Origin of the sequence: Kitasatospora cineracea (assembly GCF_003751605.1) — a bacterium.
GTDB lineage: Bacteria > Actinomycetota > Actinomycetes > Streptomycetales > Streptomycetaceae > Kitasatospora > Kitasatospora cineracea.
In genome coordinates this window covers 473963-486337 of sequence record NZ_RJVJ01000003.1, presented here as the reverse complement: position 1 = coordinate 486337, position 12375 = coordinate 473963, and the positions used below count along the sequence as shown (strand labels likewise).

12 protein-coding genes are annotated in these 12375 nt (G+C 75.8%); 4 read left to right on the top strand and 8 right to left on the bottom strand.

Annotation, left to right across the window (positions count from 1 at the left end):
- Window positions 1–2 precede the first annotated feature (2 nt).
- Genes EDD39_RS36335 through EDD39_RS36325 form a run of 3 tightly spaced genes read right to left on the bottom strand, consistent with a single transcriptional unit; the run spans window position 3 to window position 2854 of the window.
- Complete coding sequence (locus EDD39_RS36335) at window positions 3–605, bottom strand: cytochrome b/b6 domain-containing protein (RefSeq protein ID WP_123563836.1); 603 nt, start codon at window positions 603–605, stop codon at window positions 3–5.
- Window positions 589–1377, bottom strand: a complete 789-nt coding sequence (locus EDD39_RS36330; RefSeq protein ID WP_167518099.1) for a molybdopterin-dependent oxidoreductase — start codon at window positions 1375–1377, stop codon at window positions 589–591. The genes EDD39_RS36335 and EDD39_RS36330 overlap by 17 nt, the downstream gene beginning before the upstream one ends.
- Before the next feature lie 52 nt (window positions 1378–1429).
- Complete coding sequence (locus EDD39_RS36325; RefSeq protein ID WP_162870332.1) at window positions 1430–2854, bottom strand: glycosyltransferase 87 family protein; 1425 nt, start codon at window positions 2852–2854, stop codon at window positions 1430–1432.
- A gap of 247 nt (window positions 2855–3101) precedes the next feature.
- Here EDD39_RS36325 and EDD39_RS36320 point away from each other — a divergent pair, with 247 nt between their 5' ends.
- Together EDD39_RS36320 and EDD39_RS36315 are read left to right on the top strand one after the other, a co-directional pair.
- Complete coding sequence (locus EDD39_RS36320) at window positions 3102–4217, top strand: molybdopterin-dependent oxidoreductase (protein WP_244257515.1); 1116 nt, start codon at window positions 3102–3104, stop codon at window positions 4215–4217.
- 31 nt (window positions 4218–4248) lie between these two features.
- Window positions 4249–4656, top strand: a complete 408-nt coding sequence (locus tag EDD39_RS36315) for a hypothetical protein (protein WP_123563833.1) — start codon at window positions 4249–4251, stop codon at window positions 4654–4656.
- Here the strand turns inward: EDD39_RS36315 and EDD39_RS36310 are convergent.
- Entirely contained in the window at window positions 4628–5512 is an 885-nt protein-coding gene (locus tag EDD39_RS36310) for an S-methyl-5'-thioadenosine phosphorylase (protein ID WP_123563832.1), read from the bottom strand. The two genes, EDD39_RS36315 and EDD39_RS36310, sit on opposite strands and share 29 nt — an antisense overlap.
- A gap of 85 nt (window positions 5513–5597) precedes the next feature.
- The gene (locus EDD39_RS36305) at window positions 5598–6092 is read right to left on the bottom strand and encodes an Lrp/AsnC family transcriptional regulator (RefSeq protein ID WP_030464641.1); all 495 of its coding nucleotides are present in this window, start codon (window positions 6090–6092) and stop codon (window positions 5598–5600) included.
- A gap of 344 nt (window positions 6093–6436) precedes the next feature.
- Between EDD39_RS36305 and EDD39_RS36300 the strand changes: the two genes are divergently transcribed.
- Together EDD39_RS36300 and EDD39_RS36290 are read left to right on the top strand one after the other, a co-directional pair.
- The gene (locus tag EDD39_RS36300; protein WP_123563831.1) at window positions 6437–7753 is read left to right on the top strand and encodes an amino acid permease; all 1317 of its coding nucleotides are present in this window, start codon (window positions 6437–6439) and stop codon (window positions 7751–7753) included.
- Between the two features lie 628 nt (window positions 7754–8381).
- The gene (locus EDD39_RS36290) at window positions 8382–8768 is read left to right on the top strand and encodes a hypothetical protein (protein WP_123821239.1); all 387 of its coding nucleotides are present in this window, start codon (window positions 8382–8384) and stop codon (window positions 8766–8768) included.
- Between the two features lie 81 nt (window positions 8769–8849).
- Here the strand turns inward: EDD39_RS36290 and EDD39_RS36285 are convergent, their stop codons facing one another.
- The 3 genes from EDD39_RS36285 to EDD39_RS36275 form a co-directional block, all read right to left on the bottom strand.
- Complete coding sequence (locus EDD39_RS36285; protein WP_123563828.1) at window positions 8850–10346, bottom strand: glycoside hydrolase family 6 protein; 1497 nt, start codon at window positions 10344–10346, stop codon at window positions 8850–8852.
- A 334-nt stretch (window positions 10347–10680) separates the two neighbouring features.
- Entirely contained in the window at window positions 10681–11052 is a 372-nt protein-coding gene (locus EDD39_RS36280; RefSeq protein WP_208765756.1) for a hypothetical protein, read from the bottom strand.
- A 166-nt stretch (window positions 11053–11218) separates the two neighbouring features.
- Window positions 11219–12151, bottom strand: coding sequence for an SCO4651 family lipoprotein (locus EDD39_RS36275; protein WP_123563827.1), 933 nt, complete (start codon window positions 12149–12151; stop codon window positions 11219–11221).
- Between the last annotated feature and the right edge of the window lie 224 nt (window positions 12152–12375).

The following is a 12375-nucleotide window of genomic DNA, read 5'->3' as shown; positions in this document are numbered from 1 at the left end:
CGTCAGTCCGGTTCCGCCCACTGCGGGTGCTCGCGCGCGGCCCAGTCCCGTTCGACGCTGCCGGTGCGCATGCCGCGCCGGGCCTCGGGGTCGCGGGCGGCCATCCGGAGGTGGCCGGCCACCACGACGGCGACGGCGAGCGCGAACCAGTCGTGGACGAAGGTCGCGCCGGTCCGCCAGACCGCGGGCGCCAGGTGGGTGAACCACATCAGCAGGCCGGTGCCGAGCATCACCAGGATCGTGCCGAGCGTCCACTGCGCGTACAGCTTCTGCCCGGCGTTGAACTTCCCGGCCGGCCGGTGCGGGGAGCGGCGGCGGAGCGCGCGCAGCCAGTAGCGGTCGGCGGCGGTGAACCGGCCGAGCCGGGTGGCGTCGCGGCGCATCGCCCGGGTGGCGAGGGCCAGCAGGAGCGGGACGGGCAGCAGCAGGCCGCTCCACTCGTGCACCGTGGCCAGCAGCCTGCGGCGGCCGACGAGTTGGGACAGCGGCGGCAGGTAGAGGCAGGCTGCGGTGGCCAGGCAGACGAGCATCAGCGCGGCGGTGGCGCGGTGGGCCCGGCGCTGGGCGGGGGTGAAGCGGGGCCGGCGGTCAGGCGGTCGGGGCATCGTCGCGTCCGTTCGATCGGCCGACCCAGGCGTCCACGTCGTAGCCGAGCCGTTCCCAGTAGCCGGGGCGGACGGTGTCGGTGACGGTGATCGAGGACAGCCACTTGGCGGACTTGTAGAAGTACATGGGGGCCACGTAGAGGCGCACCGGTCCGCCGTGGGCGTGGCCGATCGGGGTGTCCTGCATCCGCAGGGCGACCAGGACGTCGTCGCGGCGGGCCTGTTCCAGCGTCAGGCTCTCGGTGTAGGCGCCGTCGAAGCAGCCGAAGCTCACCGCGCGGGCGTCCGCCCGCACTCCGGCGGCGTCCAGCAGCGCGGACAGCGGGACGCCCTCGAACGGGGTGGCCGGCACCCGCCAGCCGGTGACGCACTGCACGTCGTGGACGATCCGGCGTTGCGGGAGGGCCCGCAGGTCGGCCAGCCGCAGGGTGGTCGGGCGGTCCACCAGGCCGTCGACGGTGAGGGTGTAGTCGGCCTCCCCGCGGTCGGGCACCGAGGCGGTCACCGAGTAGTAGCGGAACCCGCCCCCGCCGGGCAGCAGCCCGGTGAGCCCGGTCGGGTCGCTGCGGGTGACCGCGTCCTGGGCGCGCTGCAGCCAGGGCCCGGCCGCGACCCCGGCCGCCCCGAGCCCCAGCAGCCCGAGCACCACCCGCCGTCCGACCGGCGCACCGCGCTCCGCCGCTTCGGCCGTCCCGGCTGTTCCGGCCGTCCCGGCCGTGCCGGCTGTCCCGGCTGTCCCGGCTGTCCCGGCTGTCCCGTCGTCTTCGTCCACGGGCCGATTCGACCAGCCCGCCGGGCCGTTGACCAGGGCCGCGGGGGCACTGTCAGACTTCCGTCATCTCTTCCGGAGCCGGCCCCGGCCCCGGTCCCGCACCCGGTACCGGAACCGGGGCGGGGACCGCGGCCCGCTCCGGTGCCCGGCGGGACCGGAGCCGGTCCGCGACGAGGACGACCGACAGGGCGGCCCCGTAGGCGAGTTGCTGCACCCGTTCCCCTCCTGCCAGGTACAGGACCTGGGCGGCGGCGGGCACCGCCAGCCATTCCCAGCGGCCGTCGAGGGCGGCCAGCGCGACCACCGGCAGCCCGTACCAGGGGTACCCGGGGCCGGCCAGCAGCAGGGCCCCGCCGGTCACCAGCAGGGCGCCCCGCCAGGGGCGTCGCGGGTCGCCCCGGCGCAGCACCCGGAGGACCAGCGCGGCGAGCAGCAGCCCGGCGACCCACGGGACCGCCCGGTCGGGCAGGGCCGCCCGCAGCAGTCCGAACCGTTCCAGGCCGTCCTGCCGGTAGCCCTCTTCGCGCAGGTAGCCGGGCAGGTAGCCGAGCACCCCGGTGCCGGACGGCAGCACGTACGGCAGGTAGCACAGCGCGAACACCCCGCCCGCGGCCCCGACCGCCCCGAGCCCGGCCCGCAGCGCCCCGCGGCCGGTCCGGAGCGCCCCGCCGCCCAGCGCCCCGGAGAGCAGACCCGGCAGGGCCAGCGCGGGCAGCAGCTTGACGGCCGTCGCCGCCCCCAGCAGCGCGCCGCCGGCCGCGGCCTTCCGCCGGGCGGCCAGGGCGAGCCCGGTCACCGTCAGCAGCGTGCCCAGGACGTCGACGTGCGCGTCGTTGACCGCCCACACGGCGACGCCCGGGCACCAGGCCCACAGCGCGGCCCGCCGCCGTCCGCCCGTGACGGCCAGCAGCACGCCGGTGGTGGCGACGGCCAGCAGCGCCCCGGCGGCCTGCGCGGTGCGGACCCGGTCGCCGAACGGGTGCTGGGCGAGGAACCAGGCTTCGGCCAGCGGCGGGTAGACGGTGTGCACGGCGGGCCGGTTGATCCGGGTGCAGGCCCCGTCGGCGGTGCGCCGCTCGTCCCATGCCCGGCAGCCGTCGCCGGCCGGGAACAGCCCGGGGTCGCGCAGCGGGGCGAGCGCCGGGTCCTGCGGGGCGTGCGCGTACGGCGAGATCCCGGCCGCCTGCACCCGCCCGTCCCACACGTACCGGTGGGCGTCGTCACTGGTGCGCGGCGGCACGAGCAGCCCGGTGGCGGCCACCAGCACCCCGCCGGCCAGCACCAGCCGCGCCACCTGCCGCTCCGGCACCCGGCGCAGCAGGAGCAGCGCGCCGCCGAACAGCAGTACGTCGGCGGCGTACCAGCCGTACAGCGGCGGGCGGTTGCCGAGCGTGCCGCCGGTGGTGAAGGTCAGCGCGAGGCACCCGGTCAGGGCCGCCACGGCGAGGGCGCAGAGCAGTGCGGGACGTCCGGTCACCGCCCCAGCCTGGCACCGTTCCGCCGCCGAACGGCCCGGCCGGGCCCGGCCGTTCGCATTCCGTAAGCACCCCGCCGCACCGCCCGCCGCCCCTCGTCCCCCGTCCCTCACCGCCGACGTTCGGATTCCGTAAGCAGGTCGCAGCCCGTCGGCCGGGCCCGGTCGCGCTTCGATGGAGGACGTGAACTCCCTTCCTCCGTCTGCCCGTCGGCGGCTCGACCGGCCGCTGCCCGCCCCGCCCGACGCGCTGCGGCGCGGCCCGTTCCGGGCGGGGGCGTTCCGGTCTCCGGCCCGGGGTCCGCGCACCGCCGTGGTACTGGGCCGTTGGCTGGGTGCGGCGCTGCTGCTGTGCTTCGCCACCGGCCTGGTCAGCCATCTGCTCCAGGACCCGCCGAGTCGGCTGCTCGCGGTCGGGCTGCCGACCCGGCCGCCCTGGGGTTACCGGGTGACGCAGGGGCTGCACGTGGCCTGCGGTCTGGCGGCGGTCCCGCTGGCGGGCGCGAAGCTGTGGTCGGTGTACCCGCGCCTGTTCGAGTGGCCGCCGGCCCGGAGCGTGCGGCACGCCCTGGAGCGGGCGGCGGTCGCCGCCCTGGTGGCGGCCGTCCTGCTGGAGCTGTTCACCGGGCTGCTGAACACCCTGCAGTGGTACCCGTGGCCGTTCCCGTTCCGGCAGACCCACTACTGGACGGCCTGGACGGCGGTCGGCGCGCTGCTGGTCCACCTCGCCGTCAAGGCCCCGGAGATCGCCGCGCACTGGCGCCGCGCCCGGTCCGTCCCGCCCGCCGGGCGGCGGGCGGTGCTCGCGGCGACGGCCGCCGCCGTCGGGGCGGTCACCCTGACCACGGCCGGCCAGTCCGTGCCGTGGCTGCGCGCCCTCGACCTGTTCGCCCCGCGCCGCCCCGGCGCGGGCGGCAGCGCCCTTCCGGTCAACCGCACGGCCGCGCAGGCCGGAACCGTCGCCGTCCCCGCCGACTGGCACCTCACCGTCAACGGCCCGACCCCCTACCGCCTCGACCTCGCCGCCCTGCGCGCCCTGCCCCAGACCACCGCCGTCCTGCCGATCGCCTGCGTGGAGGGCTGGAGCGCGAACGGCCAGTGGACCGGCGTCCCGCTGCCCGACCTGCTGCGCCGCGCCGGACTCCCACCCGGCTCCGCCGTCCGCGTCACCTCCCTGGAAGCCGACGGCCCCTACCGCACCACCGACGTCCCCGCCCCCTACGCGGACCACCCCCGCACCCTCCTCGCCCTCGCCCTGGACGGCCGTCCCCTGACCCCCGACCACGGCTTCCCCGCCCGCCTGATCGCCCCGGACCGCCCCGGCGTCCTGCAGACCAAGTGGGTCACCCGGATCGACCCGCTCTGACCCCCGCCCCTCCTCCCCCCCCGGAGCCCCCATGCGCCCCGTCCGCACCGCCCTCCTGCTCGGCGGTCTCACCCTGCTCCTCACCGGCCTGACCGGCCTGCTCACCGACCCCCGTGTCACCGACCCGTTCGACGTGCTGCTGTGGGCCGCCGGGCTGCTGGTGCTGCACGACGGGGTGTGGCTGGCGCTGGTGTGCGGGGTGGGGGCGGCTCTCACGGGGCGGCCGGTGCTGCGGGGTTGGCTGGTGGTCGTGGCGGCGGTGGGCGCGGTGGCCGTTCCGGCGGTGCTGCGGGCGGGCGACGACCACGGGAACCCGACCCTGCTGCCGCTGCCCTACCTGCGCAACTGGCTGCTGTTCCTCGCCGCGAGCGCCGCTACGGCCGCGCTCGCCGCCCTCGTCCGCCGGGCCGTCAGGAGGGCACCCCGGCCAGGCCCGTGACCAGCCCGTCCAGGGCGTGGGAGCAGGGGCAGTCTCGGGTGGCGGGGAGTGATTCCAGGGTTTTGAAGAGGACGGTGCGCAGGCGGTCGACGTTGCGGGCGAAGACCTCCAGCACCTCGGCGTGGGTGACGCCCTCGCCGCTCTCGACACCCGCGTCCAGGTCGGTGACCAGGGCCAGGGAGGTGTAGCAGAGGCCGAGTTCGCGGGCCAGCACCGCCTCCGGGTGCCCGGTCATCCCGACCACCGACCAGCCGTTGGCGGTGAACCAGCGCGACTCCGCCCGGGTGGAGAACCGCGGGCCCTCGACCACCACCAGCGTCCCCCCGTCCACCGGCTCCCAGGCCAGGTCCCGCGCCGCCGCCAACGCGGCACCCCGCCCCGGCGGACAGTACGGGTCGGCCATCGACACGTGCACCACCTCCGGCACCGACCCGTCCGGCAGGACCCGGCCGTCGTAATACGTCTGCACCCGCCCCGACGTGCGGTCCACGAACTGGTCCGGCACCAGCAGCGTCCCCGGCCCGTACTCCGCACGCAGCCCGCCCACCGCACACGGCCCCAACACCTGCCGCACCCCCAACGCGTGCAGCGCCCACAGATTGGCCCGGTAGTTGATCCGGTGCGGCGGCAACCCGTGCCCACGACCGTGCCGGGGCAGGAACGCCACCCGCCGCCCCGCCACCTCCCCCACGAACAACGCATCCGACGGCGGCCCGTACGGCGTCTCGACACGCACCTCGACGACATCATCGAGCAGGGCGTACAGACCCGACCCCCCGATGACGCCCAGTTCGGCGGTGGGTTGACGGCCCGTCACCCGTTCCGCCCCGGTGTTTCCAGCAGTGGTGGTGGTCATGCCCCTCACCCTACGGAGGACGCCCGGCGGGCCCGCCGCACCCGGCCTTACGGTTTCCTGACGCCCGGTGCCCGCCCCGCGGCGCTCACCCGCCCCGCCGGGGCGGCCAGTGGTCGAGCGGCAGCGGGCCCCGGGAGCGGACGGTGCGGATGGCGAAGGTGGAGCGGGCGTCGCGGACCGGGCCGACCGCGAGGATCTCGTCCAGCAGGACCTGCTCGTAGCTGGCCAGGTCGGGGACGGCGATCTCCACCAGGAAGTCGGCCTCGCCGGAGACCACGTGGCAGGCGACCACCGCGGGGATCGCGCACAGCGCCTCCTCGATGGAGCGCGAGGTCTCCCGCGAGTGCTGCTCCACCCGCAGCGCGACGAACACCGTCAGCCCCAACCCGACCCGGTCCCGGTCGAGTTCGGCCCGGTACCCGGCGATCACCCCGTCCGCCTCGAGCGCCTTGGTGCGGCGCAGCGCGGAGGACGGCGAGAGCCGGACGGCCTCGGCGAGGTCCACGTTGGGGGTCCGGCCGTGGCGCTGGAGGTGGGCCAGGATGGCGCGGTCGATACGGTCGTACTGCGGGCTCGACATGCTGTGCACCCTACGGCGTGCGCGCACCGCTCGGAGCCGCGTCCGACGCTGTCAGGCCCAGCCGCCGTACGGCACGGCGATGAGCTCCACGGCGTGGCCCGCCGGGTCCGTGAAGTGCACGCCGCGTCCGCCGGTGGTGCACCTGCCCCGGCGGGCGCGGTCGGGCCCGGAGCCGTGGACATCGCCCGCTGTTCCGTCCCACCGCCACGCCCCGCCGCCCCGGCCCGCACCTGCGGTACGCACTGCCGCCGAACGGTGCTTTCCCGGCAGAACCTGCCGCCCGAGCCCTCCTCCGGGGCTGATTTCGCCAGCGGATGCCGCGCGATCGGGGCCAGGATCAGGGCATGACCAACAGCCCGTCAGACACCCGTCCCCGCCCCCGGATCCGTCCTTCCTCCGCCCTCCCGTCCTCCCACCTCTCCACCGCCGGGGCGTCCGCGCTGTACATCGGCGCGCTGCTCGGCCCGAGCCTGCTGCTCCTGCCGGGGCTCGCGGCGCGCGCGGCGGGCCCGGCCTCGCTGCTGACGTGGCTGGCGCTGCTGGCGCTGTCCGGGCTGATCGCGGTGGTGTTCTGCGCGCTCGGCACCCGGCTGGGCTCCGCGGGCGGCGTCGCCGGGTACACGGCGGCGGGCCTGGGCGCGCGGGCGGGCCGGGCCGCCGCGTGGTGCTTCCTGGCGGGGGTGGTGGCCGGTGCGCCGGTGGTCTGCCTGATCGGCGGGAGCTACGCGGCGGCCGCCGTCGGCGCGGACGGGACGGCCGCCGTCCGGGCGGGGCTGGTGCTGCTGGTGCTGGTGCTGGCGGTCCGGCTGCTGGGGGTGCGCACCGGCGCGGGGCTGCAGCTGGTGCTGGTGTCCGCGCTGGTGGGCCTGGTGCTGTTCGCGGTGCTGGGTGCGGCCCCGGCCGCCCGGGCCGCGCACTGGACGCCGTTCCTGCCGCACGGCTGGACCGGCGTCGCGCAGGCCGCACCGCCGCTGATGTTCGCGTTCGTCGGCTGGGAGGCCGCCGCCTCGCTGACCACCCGGCTGCGCGACCCGCGCCGCCAGCTGCGCCGGGTGGTGCTGATCGCCTTCGCCGTCACCTCGCTGCTCTGCCTGGGCCTGGCCGCCGCGACGGTCGCGGTGCTCGGGCCGGGCGCGGGCGGCTCCGTCCCGCTGGCCGACCTGATGCGCGCCGCGATCGGCGGCCGGGGCCCGCTGCTGGCCGCCGGCGCCGCCCTGGTGCTCACCCTGGCCACCACCAACACCTACCTGACGGGCGCCGCCGCCCTGTTGGACGCCCTGCTCCCGTCCGGGACGGCGGCCGGCCGCCGCGGTTCGCTGATCGTGCTGGCCGCCACCGTGCTCACCGGCGTCCCGCTGTTCGCCCTGGTCGGCACCGGCGCCCTGACCACCTCTCAGCTGGTGGCCGTCCCCACCGCCCTGTTCCTCACCGTCTACCTGACCTGCACCGCGGCGGCGGTCCGCGTCCTGGACGGCGTGCCGCGCCTGGCCGCCGCCGTGAGCTGCCCGGCGGTGCTGGCCCTGCTGCTCGGCACGGGCTGGCCGGTGCTGGCCGCCGCTGCGGTGGCCCTCGCCGCCGCCACCTTCGATCGAACGGGCGACCGACCTTCGCCCACGCGTTCCGCCGTAGATCAGGAGGGTTCACCGGCCGGTGGGGTTTGACCCCGAACGACTACCGCGCACCACGGTGACGGTCCGATGATCGGGCAATGGACCATGCCGTGGGCGCATACCCGCCGCCGCTCCCCCCGCACCCACCGCTCCCCCCACTCCCCCTGCCGCACCACCCTCCCTGGCCTCCGCCTTGGCCCTGGCCCTGGCACTGCCACACCCCCACGCCGACACCGACCCCTTCGCCCTCTCCGACCCCGGCCCCCACCCCTTCGCCTTCCCCGACCCACTCACCAACTCCCAGCCCCACTCCCGCACCCACTACGCACCCGGCCCCCGCGCCGAAACCCGCACCCGCCGTCCCGCACCCGCCGCACCCGCCCACCCCGTCCGCCTCCCACCACCCCCAGGCCCAAGCCCTCGTCCCCACCCCCACCCCGACCCCGGCCCCGACTCCGTCCCGCTCACCGACTCCCACCCCCACGCACACCCCTGCCCCCACGCACGCCCCCACCGCCGCCCACTCGACCCTGGTCGCCGCCCCGCCGCCGGACACCCCGGCCGGGCCGGGGCCGCTCGAACCCTCGGTCTGGGCAACCGTCCTGCTCGTCACCGTCCTGCTGCCGGCCGCGCTCGCGGCCCTCGCCGGGCAGCACTTCGCCTTCTCCAGGAGGAGCCGTTGAATCCCGCTCCGTTGATCGGCGCCCTCGGGGCCATGGCGCTCGCGGTGGGCGCGCTCGCGGTGGCGCACCGGGTGCGCCCAGAGGTTCCGGAGGGCGAGCCGTTCCCGGAACCGCATCCCACGCTCGGGGCGATCGGCTCCGGGCTGCTGTCCGGGTTCACCCTGCTGACGGGGTTCCTGATCGCCACCGGTTGGGCCGCCCGCAGCACCGGCATCGTGCCGCCGGACGGCCTGTACGTCGCGGACCTCGCGGCGGGCGGCGCCGTCCTGCTGTACCCGTCGCTCGCGGGGCTGCCGTTCACTCCCCGGTACATCACGGCGGTGTGCCTGTTCGGACTGCTGGTCGGCTACGTGATGGTGACGGCCGTTCAGCTCCGGCCCTGACCCGCGTCGCGGGCCGCCGGAAAAAGGGGTGCCCCGCCGGCCCACGGGTGGGGGGTGGCCGGCGGGGCTGGGAAGGATGGTTCAGGAGGTGGTGCAGGCGGCGCCGTTCAGCGTGAAGGCGGACGGGGTGGTGTTGTTCGACCCGTACGTCGCCTGCAGGCCGAAGCTGGTGGAGGCACCGGCCGCCAGGGTGCCGTTGTAGCCGAGGTCGGTGGCGGTGACGGCGGCCCCGCTCTGGGTGACCTTGGCGTTCCAGGCGCTGGTGATCTTCTGGTCACCGGGGAACGTCCAGCCGAGCGTCCAGCCGGAGATCGCGCTGCTGCCGGTGTTCTTCACCGTCACGTCGGCGGTGAAGCCGCCCGCCCAGGAGTTGGCCCGGTACGCGATCGAGCAGGACGCGTTCCCGGTCGGCGGCTGCGAGGTGGGCGGCTGCGACGTCGGCGGCTGGGACGTCGGGGGCTGCGAGGTCGGCGGCTGGGACGTCGGGGGCTGCGAGGTCGGCGGCGTGCTCGGGTCGGACGCGTTCTGGGCCAGCTGGTAGGCGATGTCGGGGACGAACGTCCCGGCCGCGGCCGCGCAGCCGTCGGCCTCGCCCGGGGGCTTGATCCACAGGAAGGCGTCGATCGCGCTGTCGTTGGTGGCGGCGGTCGGGTAGTTGCCGATCTTGCGGCCGCTCGGGTCGCACCAGACGCTGCCCGCGGGGCCGTTGCCGTTGCGGCTGGTGTCGATGACGGCGTGCAGGTTGCCGGGGTTGCCGAGGGCGTTCAGCACGTTGTGCGCGAACGAGGTCTCGTTGGCGGTGGTGTTGAAGTTGGAGACGTTGCTGAAGAAGCCGTCCGAGTTGAGCACGCCCGCGCTGCGCAGCCGGTTGGCCTGCTCGGAGGCCGAGTTCCAGGCGGAGTGGCCGGCGTCGAGGTAGACCTTGGCGTTCGGGTTGGCGGCGTGGATGGTGCCGACGGCGCGGGACAGCGAGGCGAACCGGTCGTTCTGCTGCTGGGCGCTCAGGCAGGTAGTGAGCGCGATCGAGTCGGGCTCCAGCACCACGACCGAGCGCGAACTGCCGAGCCCGGCCGCGAACTTGCCGACCCAGGCGTCGTACGAGCCGAGGTCGGGGGCGCCGCCGGCCGAGGCGCCGCCGCAGTCCCGGTTGGGGATCATGTAGGCCACCAGCACCGGCACCTGACCGGCCTGGGCGGCGGCCGAGGTGACCGTGCGGACGTCGGAGGTGATGGTGTCGGGACGGTAGTTGGCGAACCAGATGCCCTGCGACTGGCTGGCGATCCGCTTGGAGATCACCGGCGCCCGGTAGTCGCCGGGGTTGGCCGCGGCCCACTTGACCACCTGCGAGGTCGGGTCCTTGTAGAACTGGGTGTCGGCGGCCATGCTGCCCTGCACGGCCGCGTCCGCACCGGACTGGGTGACGGCGACCAGGCCGACGGCGGCGGTCGCGGCGGCGAGGGCGAGGGCGGCGGCGCGACGGGTCGGCCGGGCGGGCGGGACGGCGGCGCGCCGGTGGGGGTCGGGGGTGTGCACGGTGTCCTCCGGGGGGTGCTCTCGGGTGGGAGAGGCGGTCGGCATCGAGGTGGGGGCATGCTGACCGGGGACGATGCGGGAACCGAAGCGTGGGAGCGCTCCCGCAGCGAACCGCGGCCGATGCTAGCGGCCCGACCCGCCCCCGCGGCAGGCCCCCCGCGCCACGAACTCCCGGCCCGCCACCCGCCGCTGACCCCGCGCCACGCTGTCGAACTGCTGTCGAACGGCCCCTTCGCACACGTCGCACCGCACTTCGGAAGGGGGTCCGACAACCCGCCGAATCCGGGAAACTTTCATCCCCGGTCACCGAAGAGGCCACCGGAGCACCCGCCCGAGCACCCACCCGAGCACCCGCGCGGGGCGGCAGGCCGCCGCCGGTTCAGTCGGCCGTCAACGGGTCGGCCCGGGTGAGGAGTTCGGCGAGCGGGGTGCCGGTGCGGGCGGCGACGGCCCGGCGGGCCCGTAGTTGGGCGCGGGTGCGGGGGCGGAACTCGGGTTCCCGTCCGCATCCGCAGGGTTCGAAGCCCTCGTAGCGCAGTCCGGCGGCCAGCACGGCCGCGACCACCGACCAGCCCTTCCGGTCGGTCCGGCGGGGTGCGGCGAAGTCGTGGCCGGCGCAGGCCAGCGGCCCGGTGCAGTTCGGGCAGCGGTAGCCGGGGCCGCGGTGGTCGGCGGGGTGGCGTTTGAAGCTGACCCGGCAGGACACGCACGCGTAGTGCATCTTGGCGGGGAAGACGGCGTAGGTGCACACGGCCCCGACCCTACCGACGACCGCCCACCACCCACCGCCTGTTTCCGCCCCGTTCCCACCCCGTTCCCGCCCCGGCGGTGGAACCGGCCGGGGGAACGAGCGGAGGCCGGGCCGGGGGACGAATCCCGGCCCGGCCCGGCCCCCTGCGCACGGCGCTGACCACCGGTCAGCTGCCGGTCTTGGCGCCGTTCATCAGTTCGGTGAAGTCCACCGTGTCGCTCGCCTGCGGGGCGCTGGTCTCGACCTGGGTCCCGTAGTCGGAGTAGAGGCCGGTCGCGGTGAACAGGCCGGCCTTCATCTGGAGCTGTTCGACCTTCTTCGCCAGCAGGTTGTCCGCGGTGATCCAGACCTCGATGTGGTCGCTGGTGGCTCCGGCGGTGGCGAGCTGCTGCTTGAGGCCGTCGACCTGTTCCTGGGTCAGGCCCTGGGCGATGGCCTGCCCGGCGAGGTCGTCGGCGGTGACGTCGCCGGTGTACTTGGTGGTCTTGGCGCCGTTCACGGTCTCGGTGCCGGCCTCGTTGATCTTGCCGGAGGCGATCAGGGCCCGCACCGAGGCGATCGGGTCGGCGGTCTGCAGCTGCTTCTTGAGGCTCTCGCCGGAGGGGCCCATCAGCTTGGCGAGGTCCGCGTAGTTGTACTTGATCCAGTGGGCGCCACCGAGCTGGCTCGCCATCCCGTCGCCCATGTTCACGTACATCGCGTCGCCGAGGTAGCGGGCGGTGAAGCTGCCGTCGCCGCCGGCCTTGGCGATGTTCGTGCCCAACGCGCCGCCGAGGCTGCCGGTCAACTGGCCCTGCATGCCGTGGTCCCAGGCGATGGCGCCCTTCATCTCGTTCTTCGCGCCGCCGATCTCGGTGACCAGTTCGACCTTGGCGGACTTGGCCGCGCTGGTCTTGTCCCCGACCATCTTGAGCAGCGCGGCGGGCGTCAGGGCGGCGTCCTTCGTGGCGGCCGCCGAGCTGCCGCCGCCATTGCCGTTACCGTTGTCCGAGCCGTTCGGGGCGGCGTCGCCGCCGGCGCCCTTGCTTCCGCAGCCGGTCGCGGTCAGTGCGAGCGCGACGGCGGCAACGGCGAGGAACGTACGTCCGGTTGTGCGCATGAGCTTCTTCTCTCCCCCTGGGAACGCTCCGGGCGCGGTGTCTCCGCCCCCGGTGCCGACGGGCACGTTACCCGAGGTCCCCGTCGCCGTTCTCCGGTTTTCGTGCCGGACTCTAGCCGACGCCGACGACAACCCCGCGACACCCGCGCACCGGCCCCGCGACACCCCCGCGCCGACCCTGCGACACCCCCGCACCGGCCCGACGGCGCTCCCCCGCCCCCGCC